Below are 15,545 nucleotides of genomic sequence, written 5' to 3'. Positions count from 1 at the left end.
AGCTTGCGATACCATTTACAGATGCGGTAATAAACTTAGGACCACTATATATTCCTATAATGACATTTATAATAATAGGTATAGTAAATGCAGTAAACTTAACTGATGGACTAGATGGATTAGCGTCTGGAGTAACTTTAATAGTTGCAGCATTCTTTATGATATATGCAGGTAATATAGGAAATACTGATGTAGCGGTGTTAGCAGCAGCTACTGTAGGAGCATGTTTAGGATTCCTAGGATTTAATTCTTACCCTGCAAAGATATTTATGGGTGACACTGGTTCTATGGCTCTAGGTGGTGCAGTAGTAGCATTTGCAGTTTTAACAAACTCTATACTAATAATACCTTTAGTTGGAGGTATATACTTTGCAGAAGCAATATCTGTAATAATGCAAGTATCATACTATAAATTAACTAAAAAGAGAATATTTAAGATGGCGCCAATACATCATCACTTTGAGCAATGTGGATGGCCAGAAACTAGAGTAGTATTTGTATTTTGGATAGTTACTGTAGTATTAGCTTGGATAAGTATAATAGCAGTATTCTAGATTTGGGGGTATTAATATGAACCTAAAAGATAAGAACGTTTTATTAATTGGTCTTGCTAAGACTGGAGTATCAACAATTAAGTATTTAAATAAACTAGGTGCAAATATTGTTGTCAATGATATGAAAGATGAAAGTAAATTACAAGACATACTAAAAGAATTAAACGATTTAAAAAATGTAGAATATATATTAGGACATCATCCTGAAAACATAGATGAAATAGATATGACAGTAGTATCTCCTGGAGTTCCACTGGATTTACCTTTTATATTAAAATTAAAAGAGAAAAATATAGAGTTAATAGGAGAGGTAGAACTAGCATATAGACTATCTAAAAATCCTATATTCGTAGGTATAACAGGAACAAATGGAAAAACTACGACAACAAGCTTGGTTGGAGAAATTTTTAAGCAAGCAAGTAAAGATACTTATATAGTTGGAAATATAGGAAATCCAGTAATAGATACAGTAGATCTAACTAACGAAGATTCTGTATTAATAACTGAATTAAGTAGTTTCCAACTTGAAAGTATAGATACCTTTAAGCCTAAGGTAAGTGCTGTTTTAAATGTGACTGAAGATCATATGAATAGACACCACACCATGGAAAACTATATAGAAGCTAAGTCTAGAGTATTTATGAACCAAAATAGTGACGATGTTACAATACTAAACTATGATGATTTAGAAGTTAGAAACTTAGCAGAAAAGTCTAAGGCAAAGATAATATACTTCTCAAGAAAAGAAAAAATAGATGGCGGAGTATATTTGGATGACAATGCTAATATAGTTATAGATATAGATGAAAATATTATGTTATTAAACAAAAATGAATTAAGCCTACCTGGAGACCATAACTTAGAAAATGCTATGGCAGCAGTAGCTATATCATATGTTTTAAACATAGATTTAGATATAATAAGAAAAGTTCTAAAAACTTTTGGAGGTGTAGAACACAGACAAGAGTTTGTAAGAAGCATAAATAATGTAATGTTTGTTAATGATTCGAAGGGGACTAATCCAGATTCAACAATAAAAGCTATTCAATCTTATAATAACCCTATTATACTAATAGCAGGCGGTATGGATAAGCAAAGTAGCTTTGATGAGCTACTAGAAATAGCAAAATCAAATGTAAAATCATTAGTTTTATTAGGAGAAACTGCTTCTATAATAGAAAAATGTGCTAAAGATAAAGGATTTGAGAGTATATATATAGTAAAAGATATGAAAGAAGCAGTAGCTACTTCTTACGAGATAGCTCAAAGTGAAGATGTAGTGCTTCTTTCTCCAGCTTGTGCGAGTTGGGATATGTACAAAAGTTTTGAAGTAAGAGGTAACGACTTCAAAGATAATGTTAACAATTTAAGATAACCTCTTCATTAATTTTACTTAACGTAAGGGAATGGAGGTAGGTCTGTCAGATGCCTAAAGAAGCTGTAAGAAAACAGATTAACAGGGGGATGAAGACTGAGTTTGATAGTGTAATATTTTACACTACTATGATTTTAGTATTTATAGGTATTGTCATGGTGTTTAGTGCAAGTTATGTTCAGGCTGCATTTAAACACAATGACGCCTATTATTTTTTAAAGAGAAACTTGATATTCTCAACTCTTGGATTTATAGTTATGATTATTACATCTAAGATTGAATATACTTTCTGGAAAAAGAATGCTAAAAATATAGGAATTGTGGCGGTAATTTTATTAATCTTAGTTTTAACCCCTCTAGGAGTAAAGGCTAATGGTGCAAGAAGATGGCTTGGATTTGGAGCTCTTTCTCTTCAACCGGCAGAAATTGCAAAGTTTGCCACAATAATAATAACGGCAAAGCTTATAGAAACAAAATATGACGATATAAAATCTTTGACAAAAGGTGTTTTACCACTATTAATAATTCCTAGTTTATTCTTTGCTCTTATAATACTTCAGCCTAATTTATCAACTGCAGGTACAATAATATTAGTTACATTTTTAATGATATTTGTGGCTGGGATGAATATGAAGTTTGTATTTGCAATGATAGGAACAGGATTTGCTTTATTTGTGGGTCTAGTAATTGCTGAGCCTTACAGATTAAGCCGTGTTACGTCTTTTTTGGATCCATTTCAAGACCCTTTAGGTAAGGGATATCAGGTAATACAGGGCCTATATGCACTTGGATCTGGAGGTCTATTTGGACTTGGACTTGGAAAAAGTAAACAAAAGTTTTTTTACATACCAGAACCACAAAATGACTTTATATTCGCTATTATAGGTGAAGAGTTAGGACTTGTAGGATGTGCAGTAGTAATGATGCTATTTGTAATATTAGTATATAGATGTATAAGAATAGCCCTAAAATGTTCTAATGTATTTGCATGTATGGTTGTAATAGGGATAGGTGGTCAAATTGGAATACAAGCAGCATTAAATGTAGCAGTTGCAACATCTTCAATGCCGGCAACAGGGGTTGCACTGCCATTTGTAAGTTATGGAGGAACTTCCCTCGTAATTTTTATGGCTGCAATTGGTATAGTTTTAAACATCTCAAAACATGTCAAAATTAACTAAACAGGAGATGATTCGATGAGAGTTTTATTATCAGGTGGTGGGACTGGAGGTCATGTATATCCAGCCATAGCCATAGCAAACAGAATAAAAGAAGAATATCCAGATGCTGAAATATTATTTGTTGGTACAGAAAAAGGAATTGAATCAGAAATAGTTCCTAAGTACGGTTACGAATTAAAAACTGTTACAGTACAGGGATTCAAAAGAAAAATAGATCTTGATAACGTAAAAAGAGTATTTAAGTTATTTAAAGGATTAGAGCAATCTAGAAAAGTAGTCAAGAAGTTTAAACCAGATGTGGTTATAGGTACTGGTGGATATGTAAGTGGACCAGTATTATTTAATGCATCTATGTGTAAATTTCCAACTGTAGTTCATGAGCAAAACTCTTTCCCTGGTGTAACTAACAAAATACTTTCAAAAATGGTTACAGAGGTACTTACTAGTTTTGAAGATTCTCATGAGAGATTCCCAGAAGGAAGTAGACAAAAATTAGTTTTAACAGGTAATCCAGTGAGAAAAGAAATATTAACAGCTAGAAAATCTACAGCAAGAAGAAATCTTGGAATAAGTGAAGATAAAAAGATGGTGCTTTGCTACGGTGGTAGTGGGGGAGCAAGAAAAATAAATGATGCTATGAAATTAGTAATAGAAAACATGGTTAAGGATGATGTTGCATTTATATTTGCTACAGGTAAGTACTACTATGAAGAATTTGCTAAGAGCATAGAACATATTAACTTTAAGCCTTACCAAAGAGTAGTACCATATTTAGAAGATATGGCAAATGCACTTGCAGCAAGTGACCTAGTAATAGGTAGTGCAGGGGCAATATCATTAGCAGAAATAACAGCTCTTGGAAAACCATCTATAATAATACCAAAAGCTTATACGGCTGAAAATCATCAAGAATACAATGCAAAAAGTATTGAAAAGCAAGGTGCAGGTATAGCTATATTAGAGAAAAACTTAACTCCAGAAAGTTTAAATAATGCAGTATTTAGCCTTTTAGGAAATAAAGAAAAATTAATAGATATGGCAAGTGCTAGTAAAACAATAGGTAAGCCAGAGGCAATAGATCTTATAGTTGCAGAAATAGTAAAGATCTATGAAAAAAATAATAAAGAAAAAATAAAAGTAAAAAAAGAACATAAAGATAAAAAAGTAAGCCAGGCAGAAGTAAACTCTGAAGAAAACGGCGAAAATGTAGAAGAAAATCAACCAAAAGTAATAGGAATAAAGAAAAAGTAACATATAACCCCTCTAGAACATAGTATTTAAATTATAGGCATTTTATTTAATTACTACAGCTAGGGGGGTTAATTTTGTCTAAGTATATTATAACTGGAGGAAATAAACTAGAAGGAAAATTAAGCATCAGAGGGGCGAAAAATGCTATACTACCTATTATGGCAGCAAGTATACTTAATGACGATGTAAGTATAATTCATAATGTTCCTAGAATATCAGACGTAGATGTAATGATAAAAATATTAGAAAGTGTCGGATGTAAAGTTAATTATGAGAGTGATACTCTAATTATAGATAGTTCAACTATAGATTCCAATGAAATAGAAGAGCACTATGTAAGAAAAATGAGATCATCAATAATTATATTAGGAGCAATGATAGGTAGACTAGACTATACTAAAATAAGTCATCCAGGAGGCTGTGCAATTGGATCTAGACCGATAGATTTACATCTAAAAGCTTTAAAAGATCTAGGTATAGATATACAAGAAGAGAATGGATTTATAAGATGTTTTAAAAAAGAACTCATAGGAAATAGTATAAACTTTGAATTTCCAAGTGTAGGTGCTACAGAAAATACCATGCTTGCAGCAGTAAAAGCTAAAGGGATAACAAAGATATATAATGCAGCAAGGGAACCAGAAATAGAGGACTTGCAGGATTTTTTAAATGCGATGGGAGCGAAAGTAAAAGGTGCGGGTACTAACTATATAGAAATAGAAGGTGTTGATAAACTTCATAAAGCAGAACATACCGTAATACCCGATAGAATAGCTATAGGAAGCTATATGATAGCTAGTGCTATTACTGGAGGTAGATTAGAGGTAGATCGAGTTATAGTGTCTCATATGGAGCCTATAAACGATAAATTAAAAATGGCTGGATGTGAAATTGAATATATAAATAACGGCCTTAAACTTATAGCACCGAAACAAATAAAAGCAATAGATTTAGTAAGAACTTCTCCACATCCAGGATTTCCAACCGACATGCAAGCACAACTTATGGCATTGATGAGCCTATCTAATGGTACTAGCATATTTTATGAGACAATTTTTGAAAATAGATTTATGCACTGTGCTGAATTAACAAGAATGGGAGCTAATATAAAATATATAACAGAGAATATTTGTATGGTCAAGGGTGTAAAGAAGCTTAATAATGCTACTGTAACTTCACCAGATTTAAGAGGTGGAGCATCTCTTATTTTAGCTGCTCTAGCTACTCAAGGTGAAACAGAAGTATCAGATATCTATCATGTTGAAAGAGGATATGAAGATATAGAAAACATATTAAAAAACTTAGGTGCAAATATTGTAAAAATGTAGAGAGGCTCAGTAGAGCCTTTTCTTATATACAAAACAATGATGTAAATTGTAAAAATTACATATAAAATATCTGAAAGTATTGTGAATTTAACGTAGGACATTTGAATACAAAGGTTGTATTTATAAATTAACTAGGAAAGGAGGATCAATATGAAAAAAAGAAAGAAGAGAAGATTAAATACTGGGAAGGTTATATTAGTTTTAAGCCTTGTATTGATGATAATAACGGCTATAGGGGTAACTGTAACAAGTTCAATGTTTGATAGTAAGGAAGTAGAACTAGTAGGTAATAAGGAGCTAACAAAAGAAGAAGTAATAAAAATACTTAATATATCCTCCAATAAAAATATATTTCAATATAATATAAATAAGATGGAGAAAAAATTGCTAGAACATAATTATATAGAAACTGTTGATATAAAAAGGAAGTTTCCAGATAAACTATCTATAACTATTAAAGAAAAAAAAGAGGTTGCTATACTTAGCAATAAAAATAATTACTGCTATATAGACAGTAATGGGGAATTTTTAAAAAAGATACAAGAGGTAGAAGATAAAAATAAGGTAATAGTTACAGATATTGAGTACAATATAGATAAAAATAACAAGATAAGTTTTAAGGATGAAGAAAATAAAAAAAGGTTATTATATTTACTGAATGATTTACAAGATAAAAAAATTTATGATAGAATAGCTAACATAAATTTTCAAAATGACGATATTATAAATATGAAAACTATAAATAATATAGAAATCCTTCTACCGAAGGACAACAACATAGATTATAATATATCTAGGATAAGTGAAGTCCTAATAGATCTTCAAAATAAAAATAAAAAAAATGGGACCATAGATTTAGTCAGTAGTAGAAATGTAGTATACAGACCTTAAGGTTTATGCAAAACGAGGAGTGATCGAATTTGTCAAAGAGAACTACTTATAAGAGTATAATAATAGCAAGTATAGTATTAGGTATTTTTATAAGTTTACAGCTAAAGAGTATAAACATAGATAACAATGGAATGACAACATCTAAAAAAGGTGAACAATTAGCTTCAGAGTTAAAGTCATTAAAAAAAGAAGAAGAGCAGCTTAAGTCAGAAATAGAAATAATTAAAGAGAGAATTGATACATATAGAGGTATAGAAGGAGATAAGAGTAAAGATATAATAAAAGAAGAAATAAATAAATATGAAATATTAGCAGGATACACTAATGTAAAGGGAGAAGGAATAGACGTAAGCATACAAACTTTGTCAAATTCATTAGAAACAGATGCAAGTTCAAGTATTGTTTACAATTATGATCTACTTTTATCACTTATAAATAAATTGAACTCAGCACAAGCGAATGCGATATCAATAAATGGTCAGAGGATTGTTGCAGACTCATATTTACATCTTAAGGAGGATAATCTTTATATAAATGGTACGGTGATAAAACCTCCTTACGTAATAAAGGCCATAGGTAATCCAGATACTCTAGCATCAGCCCTACAGATTAAGTATGGTATTGTCTGGGAAATAGAGAAGTATTACAATGCTAAGGTAACAATAGAAAAAAGTAAAGATATAGAAATTAACGGTCATAACAAAAAGATAGAGTCTAATCATTCGAATGCTAATGAATAAGAGGTATAAGATGGAGAAGCATTTTAAACAAAAAACAGTAGTATTAGCTGCATTTATATTAGGGATTCTTATAGCTATTTATCTAAAAACACTAGATCCTTCTAAGGTTTATATCACATTAGAACAAAGGCGGGAAATAGAAAGTGATATAGAATATGCAAAAGATGAAATAAAAAAACTTAAGGATTTAAAAGCTGAATTTGAAAATAAATTAAATGAATACAAAGAAGTTGCAGAGGATTCTAGTAAGGATACTAATGAAGTGATGGAAGAGGAATTAGATTATCTAAAGAAGATAAGTGGATATTCAAAAGTAACTGGAAGTGGTGTAATAGTTACAGTACAAGATAGCGAAAAAGAATTAGAAAAAGGTCAAAATCCTAATGATTTAATTGTTCATGATATAGATATTTTAAGAATTTTAAATGATTTAAAAAAATCAGGAGCAGAGGCTATATCTATAAATGGAGAAAGAGTGATACCTACAAGTAAGGTAAAGTGTTCTGGAGCAACAATAACAGTGAATGATACAACTTATGGGCAACCTTTTGTAATAAAAGCTATAGGAGATGTGGATGCACTAAAGGCAGCGATGATTTCTCCTGAGTCTTATACAAATTTGTTAACAGAGGGGTACGGTATTTATGTTGACGTACAAGAAAGTAATGATATAATTATAAATTCTTACGAAAAAAATAAATAAATAGTACTAAAAAACTTGAAAAATGTAGGTGTTTCAAAGTAAAATAAAGAAGGTGAGAATTTATGATATGGATACTAGCAGGATTAGCCCTCGGGGTAGTAGTGGGATATTATATTCCGTTTACTTATCCAATAGACTATTCGATGTATATGTCGGTTGCTATACTTGCAATAATGGATTCTATATTTGGAGCTGTTAAATCTGGATTTGCAGGGAAATATGACAATGTGATTTTTATCACAGGGTTTGTAGGAAATGCAATACTTGCTATTTTCTTAACCTATATAGGTGATAGATTAGGCATACCAATATACTATGTTGCTATATTAGTATTTGGTTCTAGATTGTTCGACAATTTATCTACAATAAGAAGACATATTATTGCAAACATTAGTAATAAAAAAAGAGGGAAATAAACATTTTTGTGGAATATGTTAGTTAAATCTTAACAAAATTAAAAGGTTAAATGATATAATTAATACATACATTTATTGAAATCATAAAATAAGGAGGTTTATAGATGCTAAACTTTGACGTTGAATTAGATGGCTTTGCGCAAATTAAAGTAATAGGCGCAGGTGGCGGCGGAAACAATGCTGTAAATAGAATGGTTGAAGCTCAACTTAAAGGTGTTGAGTTCATAGCGGTAAATACAGATAAACAAGCTTTATACACATCTAAAGCTGAATATAAAATTCAAATAGGTGAGAAATTAACAAGAGGGCTTGGAGCAGGAGCAAATCCTGAAGTTGGAAAAAGAGCAGCAGAAGAAAGTAAAGATGAAATAGTTAAAGTATTACAAGGAGCAGATATGGTATTTGTTACTGCTGGTATGGGTGGTGGAACAGGTACAGGAGCGGCACCAGTAATAGCTCAACTAGCTAAAGAAATGGGAATACTGACTGTAGGTGTAGTAACTAAGCCTTTCGCATTTGAAGGTCGAGTTAGAATGAAAAATGCAGAAAGTGGTATTGCAGAATTAAAGTCAAAAGTTGATACACTAATAACTATACCAAATGATAGATTATTACAAATAGTACAAAAGAATACATCTATGTTAGATGCTTTCTCTATAGCTGATGATGTTTTAAAGCAAGGTATACAGTCTATATCAGATTTAATAGCTGTACCAGGACTTATAAACTTAGACTTTGCTGACGTTACATCTATAATGAAAGAAAAAGGACTAGCTCACATGGGTATGGGGAATGCTAGTGGTGAAACTAGATCAATAGATGCAGCAAGACAAGCGATACAATCACCACTTCTTGAAACTTCTATAAGAGGAGCTAAAGGGGTATTACTTAACATTACAGGTGGAGCTAACTTAGGATTATTCGAAATCAATGAAGCATCTAGCTTGGTTCAGGAAGCTTGTGATGCTGAAGCGAATATAATCTTTGGGGCTTCTATAAGAGAAGATCTTGGAGATGAAATAATGATAACTGTAATAGCTACAGGATTTGATGATGGACAAGATATGGCTTTAGATTTAAATGAAAAGCCTAAGGCAAGTGCAATATCTAGAACATCTTTAAGTGCTGCTTTAAAGCAAACACCTCAAGAACCGATTGAGGAAGTGGCGGTAACTAAGGAAGAGCCTAAAAAAGAAGCTATAATAGAAGATGATGAAATGGAAATACCAACATTTCTAAGAAGAAGAAGATAGTACATAATAAAATGAAGCCTTTAGGGCTTCTTTTTATATTATTTTCAAAATATATAGAAAAGAAAGCGGAATGCTTTCTTTTTTTGTTCTTTTTAATAAGAAATTTATTACTATTCGACCATTAAAAATGACATAAAAATTTAAACCTTCTAACTTATAATATATACAAAGGTTCAAAGGGGGAGGTTTAATGTACATTGAATATTACATTATAGAGAACCTGTTAATAAATTATATTATTATAAGTTGTACTTCTATTCTTATAAAAAAACATAATGATATTAAAAAGAAACTGGCGGGCGCTCTTTTAGGTGCTCTTTATTCAGTAGCCTATTTATATCCCGCATTAGATATACTATTTACTGTGCCATTTAAGGTAATAATAATGACTATAATAACCTTAATATGCTTTACATACAGTAGCAAGCGGGAGTATATACGCATATTATTTGTGTTTTACTTAGTCAATATTTTTATTTCTGGCAGCACCTATTTTATAATTTATTTTACAGGTATAGACCACTTAAAAATATCTTTTATAATAGTTTGTGCATATGTAAGTTGCGAGCTACTCAAGTACATATATAGAGATATAAAAATGATTAGATATATAAAGGATTTAAGAAAGACAGTAACTATTAAACTTTTAGGACAAAACTATAACTGTGAAGCCTTACTAGATAGTGGGAATCTACTTAAGGATCCAATTAGTAACAATGATGTTGTAATAGTTAAGTCGAGTGTCTTTAAAAATTTACTTCCTGATATATTAAATTATGATTATAATGACATGGATATTATTAAAATTGAAGAAATTATAGAAAAATTAGATGATGAGATATCTAATAGAGTCAGGTTAATTCCTTATAAGCATGCAAATAACAATAACTCAGACATAATACTTGGACTTAAAGCAGATTATATAGAAATTGATAAGCAAAAAATAGGGAACATTGTGTTGGGTATAACAAACTTCAATGATGAGGAATACAGTGCAATATTAAATCCAAATATATTATCAGAAGTTTAAAGGTAGAGATATACTAAGGGGGGAGCTAAAATGAAGTCGCTATTTTTAAAGTTAAAAACAAAAGTAATTAATGTTATCGTGTCTGTAGGTATCAAACTAGGAATAATAAAACCTAAGGGTCTTTATTATATGGGAGGAGTAAATATATTACCGCCTCCATTAAATGCTCAAGAAGAAAATGAGCTATTGCAAAAGTTAGAAAAAGATGAAAGTGTAAAAACAGTTCTGATAGAAAGGAATCTAAGATTAGTAGTATATATATCTCGTAAATTTGAAAATACGGGAATAGATGTAGAAGATTTGATTTCTATTGGAACAATAGGTCTAATAAAAGCTGTTAATACTTTTAAATTAAATAAAAATATAAAATTAGCAACTTATGCATCAAGATGTATAGAAAATGAAATACTGATGTACCTAAGAAAAAATAATAAGAAAAAAGTAGAGGTATCTTTTGATGAGCCTCTAAATATAGATTTGGATGGAAATGAACTTTTACTATCTGATGTATTAGGTACTGAAAATGATGAGATTTATAAGGTGATAGAAGAAGAAATAGATAGAGATTTATTAGTTATGGCATTGGATAGACTATCAGATAGGGAAAAGCAAATTATGGAATTAAGATTTGGGTTGACCAACAAAGGAGATGAAAGAACTCAAAAGGAAGTAGCTAATCTTCTTGGAATATCACAATCTTATATCTCTAGATTAGAAAAAAAGATAATCTCAAGGTTAAAAAAAGAAATGAAAAAATTTGTATAATATAAAAAATTCTCTTTAAAAAGTATAAAAATATATGATGTGTAAATAATTTCTATATACATACTTTTAAGAGAGGACTGAAATGTATGCAAATTAATAAGGTTGAAATCTGTGGTGTGAATACATCTGAGCTTCCAGTTCTTAAAAATAATCAAATGATGGAGCTTCTTCTAAAAATAAAGGATGGAGACGATGAAGCAAGACAGCAATTTGTTCGAGGAAACTTGAGATTAGTTTTAAGTGTAATTCAAAAATTCAACAACAGAGGAGAGAATATTGACGATTTATTTCAAATAGGATGTATAGGACTTATAAAGGCGATTGATAATTTTGATTTAAGCCAAAATGTAAGATTTTCAACTTATGCAGTTCCTATGATTATAGGAGAGATAAGAAGATACCTAAGAGATAATAATCCTATAAGGGTAAGTAGATCTTTAAAAGACATAGCATACAAGGCATTGCAGGTAAGAGAAAGATTAGTTAGGGTTAATGCAAAAGAGCCTACAGTATCAGAAATATCAAAAGAGCTAGAGCTACCGGTTGAAGATGTAGTCATGGCATTAGATGCTATACAAGATCCTATATCTCTGTTTGATCCTGTTTACCAGGATAATGGAGATGCAATATTTGTAATGGACCAAGTTCAAGACAAAAAAGATACTGATGAAAATTGGTTACAAGAGATTGCCTTAAAAGAGGCGATCAAAAAATTAAATAGTCGTGAGAAGTTAGTGCTTAATCTAAGGTTCTACAAAGGTAGAACGCAGATAGAGGTGGCTGATGAGATAGGTATATCTCAAGCTCAAGTATCTAGAATAGAGAAGAATGCACTAAAGAACATGAAGAAGTATATATAATGTTTTTATATTGATTACTGATATTTTATAAATATCAGTAATTTTTTTATGAAAAAGATGGTTAACTTTATAACGAATTTATTGATTTTGTAAGAATAACAGAGAAAATGTCGAAGGAAAAATGTGGATATTTTTAGAACAATTGAGTATAGTAATAAGTATAGTAAAAAAAGGTAATAATAAGTTGGTAAAAATTGAAATATGAGGTAATAAGTGTTATAATGTGATATATGTAAGATATTTGAAAAGGAGAAACCAAATGTTAAACTTATCACCAATTTATATATTAGTAAGAAGTTTTCCTGAAAGTATATTATTAGCACTTGCAGCATTTATTATCTTAGATATAAAGATAGATATAAATAAAATTATAAAGTTGGGCATGTTACTAGGTATTGTTGTAGCAGCAGTGAGATTACTTCCGATTAGTTTTGGAGTACATACTATAATGTTTATGTTTATATATGGATTTATGATAAAAAAATATTTTAATAAAAATATAATGTATTCAATAATAGTATCGTGCGGAGTTTTTATAGCACTTGCCATAAGTGAAGGTATATATTTAAATATTGCAACTAAAATCATAGGTATTGATTATAACTCATTAATTCAGACAAATTTTGAAGGTGCGATGAAATCATTGCCATCGTTGCTAATATTTATTTTAATAATAGTGATATCAAAAAAGTTTATGTATATTAAAAGTAATCAAAAGGGGTAAGTATGATTGGAATAGAGGATATATCTTTAAATTTATCTAATAAATTAGGGGATAGGTTAAACAAGACAGATGAGGAAAAATCTGTCCTAAATTATGGGTTATTTACTATCCTACATATTGCAGTATCTTTATTGCTAACTGTAGTTGTTGGAATATTAACAGGTTTATTATTAGAATCTCTGATAATACTTTTCTGTTCTGCTATGATGAAGAAGTATTCAGGAGGTGTACATGCTAGCTCTCCAAAGATATGTACTACTATTGGTACTATACTTTGTTTGGGACTAGCAATCTTGTGTAGAGTGTTAGTTGATAATTTAAATATCAACAAACTTATAATAATAGTATGTATAGGTTTTATTATATGTTATTTGATAATATATAAAAGGTGTCCATTACCATCGAAGAATAAGCCTATGAAAAAAGAGAGTACAAGACGGTTATTAAGAAAAAAAGCTTTCAACTTAGTAAATACATATATAATAATTTCGTTTATTTTGGGTAGCATAGCAGCTATTACAAATAATTATATTATAAAGACAATAATGGTTTCTATACTTTTAGGACTAGCTATGCAAATGCTAGCCTTAACAGAAACTGGGATAAAGTTGATTCTAGCAGTAGATAAATTGCTAGGAGGTAAAGGAGAACTATAAAACTTATAGATCTTAGTAAAATAGCGATTATTATAGCAATGCTATAAATAATATATATTTAACTAAATGGAGGTAATAAATATGAATTTCTTATTCAATTCTTTAGCTGATGTACTTAACAAGGTTGCTCAACAAGCATCTACACGTTGTGCAATAATATTCTTTGAGCAAGAAGTACCAAAATCATTAAGAGAAGAGTAGTATTAATAAGCCATAAGGAGATATCCTTGTGGCTTATTCGTGCAAATACAAGACATAATATTAGGTGAAATAGAATGAATAGTTTTGAGGAAAGAAGAAATCAAAAAATATCTGAAATTTTAGCCACCATAAAAGTTATTTATATACTATTGGGTATGGTTGCGATGATGAGCTCTAATAAAAATATTATGGATATAGCAAATTCATCGGTTTCTATATATATAATTGTAATACTAGTTTTAGTAGTAATATATTTTGCGTGGATTGCACGTAGTCAACAAATGGATATAAAATCAATAAATATTAAATATATATTTGAAATATCCTTATTATTATCAATTTTCATTATTGTATTAATGACAAGTGATTTACATAAGAGTCCATATAAATTTATATGTATATTTATAATTATGATAGCTGCAATTCAGTATGGAAAAAAGCATAGCTTGATAGTAGCAGTGCTATCAGCTGGAATAATAATAGGAATTGATTTGTTGGGAAGTTTTACGCAGGTTATGTCAGACCCAGCACTGAATATCTCTGGTGTAAGAGAAATAATTACGTATACAAAAAATATGATGACTGCATCATTTGAAGCAGATTTAGTTATAATAAGTGCATTGTTGGTAACCTCATATATACTCGGTATGTATGTTGATATAGAAGAAGAACATAGTAGTGAACTTAAGAATCTAGTAAGCATTGATGAACTAACAGGATTATTTAATCATAGATATTTCCAAGAGCAACTTTCAAGAGCGATAGAATCTGCAGATGAAATTAATTGCGATGTATCTCTATTATTTATGGATATAGATTATTTTAAACATTATAATGATACAAATGGTCACCAAGCAGGAGATTTAGTATTAAGAAAAGTTGGAGAGATACTAAAAAATAGTGTTAGAGATGGTGATATTGTAGCTAGATATGGTGGAGAAGAATTTGCTGTAATATTGCCTTGTACAAATATTCATGATGCAATTACCGTTGGAGAGCGAGTTAGAAAGGCGATACAGCACACCCATTTTTATGGTCAAGAGAATCAGCCAAACAGAAATATAACTATGTCAATAGGAGTATCATCTTATCCAAGTGCAGCGAAAAGCAAGCATCAACTTATAAATACTGCAGATGATGCCCTTTATAGAGCAAAATCATTTAACAAGAATAGAGTTGAAATATATCACAATATTCTAGATGAGACATGTACTCATATGAATATAGCTGAAGATACAATAAAGTCTTTAAAGAAATTTATCAGTATGATAAATGTTAAAGATAGATATACTTATGGACATACTGAGCGTGTAGTAATATATAGTAAGTGGTTCTCTGAATATCTTGATTTAAATGATGAGGACAAGCTTAATCTTAGAATAGCCGCTTACTTACACGATATAGGAAAAGTAGAAATCCCTGAGTCAGTGCTTAATAAAAAGGATAAGCTTGCAGACGAAGAGTTTGAAATATTAAAATCTCATCCTACAATGGGTGCAGATTTAATAAATAATATAGAAGAGTTTAAACCGTTAATTCCATTGATAAAGCACCATCATGAAAGGTATGATGGAAGAGGATATCCATCGAAACTAAAAGGAGATGAAATACCTTACC

Annotated in this window: 17 protein-coding genes; all 17 read left to right on the top strand. The window is 30.2% G+C overall.

The annotated features are described in order from the left end of the window. Nucleotides 1-554: phospho-N-acetylmuramoyl-pentapeptide-transferase (gene mraY / locus CHL78_RS16795; protein ID WP_116041615.1), on the top strand; the 554-nt coding region annotated here is incomplete at its 5' end. 16 nt (nt 555-570) lie between these two features. After that, complete coding sequence (gene murD / locus CHL78_RS16790; RefSeq protein ID WP_094366413.1) at nt 571-1,929, top strand: UDP-N-acetylmuramoyl-L-alanine--D-glutamate ligase; 1,359 nt, start codon at nt 571-573, stop codon at nt 1,927-1,929. 50 nt (nt 1,930-1,979) lie between these two features. After that, nucleotides 1,980-3,110 (top strand): stage V sporulation protein E, encoded by a 1,131-nt coding sequence (spoVE, locus tag CHL78_RS16785; protein WP_094366414.1) that lies wholly within the window; start codon nt 1,980-1,982, stop codon nt 3,108-3,110. A gap of 15 nt (nt 3,111-3,125) precedes the next feature. Beyond that, complete coding sequence (murG, locus tag CHL78_RS16780; RefSeq protein WP_094366415.1) at nt 3,126-4,361, top strand: undecaprenyldiphospho-muramoylpentapeptide beta-N-acetylglucosaminyltransferase; 1,236 nt, start codon at nt 3,126-3,128, stop codon at nt 4,359-4,361. A gap of 74 nt (nt 4,362-4,435) precedes the next feature. Then, nucleotides 4,436-5,689: a UDP-N-acetylglucosamine 1-carboxyvinyltransferase gene (gene murA, locus CHL78_RS16775; protein ID WP_094366416.1), complete on the top strand. Its 1,254-nt coding sequence runs from the start codon at nt 4,436-4,438 to the stop codon at nt 5,687-5,689. 150 nt (nt 5,690-5,839) lie between these two features. Further along, nucleotides 5,840-6,580, top strand: coding sequence for a cell division protein FtsQ/DivIB (locus CHL78_RS16770; protein WP_094366417.1), 741 nt, complete (start codon nt 5,840-5,842; stop codon nt 6,578-6,580). Nucleotides 6,581-6,609: 29 nt separating this feature from the next. Continuing rightward, a complete protein-coding gene (locus tag CHL78_RS16765; protein WP_243446469.1) occupies nt 6,610-7,320 on the top strand; it encodes a DUF881 domain-containing protein in 711 nt (236 codons plus the stop codon). Between the two features lie 10 nt (nt 7,321-7,330). After that, complete coding sequence (locus tag CHL78_RS16760) at nt 7,331-8,023, top strand: DUF881 domain-containing protein (RefSeq protein ID WP_094366418.1); 693 nt, start codon at nt 7,331-7,333, stop codon at nt 8,021-8,023. Between the two features lie 62 nt (nt 8,024-8,085). Then, entirely contained in the window at nt 8,086-8,439 is a 354-nt protein-coding gene (locus tag CHL78_RS16755) for a small basic family protein (protein ID WP_094366419.1), read from the top strand. A 104-nt stretch (nt 8,440-8,543) separates the two neighbouring features. Continuing rightward, on the top strand, nt 8,544-9,692 hold the full coding sequence (gene ftsZ / locus CHL78_RS16750; protein ID WP_094366420.1) for a cell division protein FtsZ: 1,149 nt from the start codon (nt 8,544-8,546) through the stop codon (nt 9,690-9,692). 190 nt (nt 9,693-9,882) lie between these two features. Beyond that, on the top strand, nt 9,883-10,722 hold the full coding sequence (locus tag CHL78_RS16745) for a sigma-E processing peptidase SpoIIGA (RefSeq protein ID WP_094366421.1): 840 nt from the start codon (nt 9,883-9,885) through the stop codon (nt 10,720-10,722). 30 nt (nt 10,723-10,752) lie between these two features. Beyond that, nucleotides 10,753-11,487, top strand: a complete 735-nt coding sequence (gene sigE, locus CHL78_RS16740) for an RNA polymerase sporulation sigma factor SigE (RefSeq protein ID WP_094366422.1) — start codon at nt 10,753-10,755, stop codon at nt 11,485-11,487. Nucleotides 11,488-11,573: 86 nt separating this feature from the next. Beyond that, nucleotides 11,574-12,347 carry an RNA polymerase sporulation sigma factor SigG gene (gene sigG, locus CHL78_RS16735; protein ID WP_094366423.1) on the top strand — a complete coding sequence of 258 codons (774 nt, stop codon included), beginning with the start codon at nt 11,574-11,576 and terminating at the stop codon, nt 12,345-12,347. A 259-nt stretch (nt 12,348-12,606) separates the two neighbouring features. Then, nucleotides 12,607-13,071, top strand: a complete 465-nt coding sequence (locus CHL78_RS16730; protein ID WP_094366424.1) for a hypothetical protein — start codon at nt 12,607-12,609, stop codon at nt 13,069-13,071. Nucleotides 13,072-13,073: 2 nt separating this feature from the next. Continuing rightward, nucleotides 13,074-13,727, top strand: coding sequence for an accessory gene regulator ArgB-like protein (locus CHL78_RS16725; RefSeq protein ID WP_094366425.1), 654 nt, complete (start codon nt 13,074-13,076; stop codon nt 13,725-13,727). Between the two features lie 81 nt (nt 13,728-13,808). Then, nucleotides 13,809-13,928 (top strand): cyclic lactone autoinducer peptide, encoded by a 120-nt coding sequence (locus tag CHL78_RS16720; protein ID WP_158540721.1) that lies wholly within the window; start codon nt 13,809-13,811, stop codon nt 13,926-13,928. A 74-nt stretch (nt 13,929-14,002) separates the two neighbouring features. Continuing rightward, the coding region (locus CHL78_RS16715) for a bifunctional diguanylate cyclase/phosphohydrolase (protein WP_116041613.1) at nt 14,003-15,545 on the top strand (1,543 nt) is incomplete at its 3' end.

The organism is Romboutsia weinsteinii, assembly GCF_002250835.2.
GTDB classification, from domain to species: Bacteria; Bacillota; Clostridia; order Peptostreptococcales; family Peptostreptococcaceae; genus Romboutsia_A; species Romboutsia_A weinsteinii.
Note: the sequence above shows the minus strand (reverse complement) of the source record. Positions and strands in the feature narration are given on the sequence as shown.

What these genes read in the sequence shown, in the direction of transcription:
- murD (WP_094366413.1), top strand. Translation starts at nt 571, where the DNA reads ATGAACCTAAAAGATAAGAACGTTTTATTAATTGGTCTTGCTAAGACT.
- spoVE (WP_094366414.1), top strand. Translation starts at nt 1,980, where the DNA reads ATGCCTAAAGAAGCTGTAAGAAAACAGATTAACAGGGGGATGAAGACT.
- murG (WP_094366415.1), top strand. Translation starts at nt 3,126, where the DNA reads ATGAGAGTTTTATTATCAGGTGGTGGGACTGGAGGTCATGTATATCCA.
- CHL78_RS16770 (WP_094366417.1), top strand. Translation starts at nt 5,840, where the DNA reads ATGAAAAAAAGAAAGAAGAGAAGATTAAATACTGGGAAGGTTATATTA.
- CHL78_RS16760 (WP_094366418.1), top strand. Translation starts at nt 7,331, where the DNA reads ATGGAGAAGCATTTTAAACAAAAAACAGTAGTATTAGCTGCATTTATA.
- CHL78_RS16755 (WP_094366419.1), top strand. Translation starts at nt 8,086, where the DNA reads ATGATATGGATACTAGCAGGATTAGCCCTCGGGGTAGTAGTGGGATAT.
- ftsZ (WP_094366420.1), top strand. Translation starts at nt 8,544, where the DNA reads ATGCTAAACTTTGACGTTGAATTAGATGGCTTTGCGCAAATTAAAGTA.
- CHL78_RS16745 (WP_094366421.1), top strand. Translation starts at nt 9,883, where the DNA reads ATGTACATTGAATATTACATTATAGAGAACCTGTTAATAAATTATATT.
- sigE (WP_094366422.1), top strand. Translation starts at nt 10,753, where the DNA reads ATGAAGTCGCTATTTTTAAAGTTAAAAACAAAAGTAATTAATGTTATC.
- sigG (WP_094366423.1), top strand. Translation starts at nt 11,574, where the DNA reads ATGCAAATTAATAAGGTTGAAATCTGTGGTGTGAATACATCTGAGCTT.
- CHL78_RS16730 (WP_094366424.1), top strand. Translation starts at nt 12,607, where the DNA reads ATGTTAAACTTATCACCAATTTATATATTAGTAAGAAGTTTTCCTGAA.
- CHL78_RS16725 (WP_094366425.1), top strand. Translation starts at nt 13,074, where the DNA reads ATGATTGGAATAGAGGATATATCTTTAAATTTATCTAATAAATTAGGG.
- CHL78_RS16720 (WP_158540721.1), top strand. Translation starts at nt 13,809, where the DNA reads ATGAATTTCTTATTCAATTCTTTAGCTGATGTACTTAACAAGGTTGCT.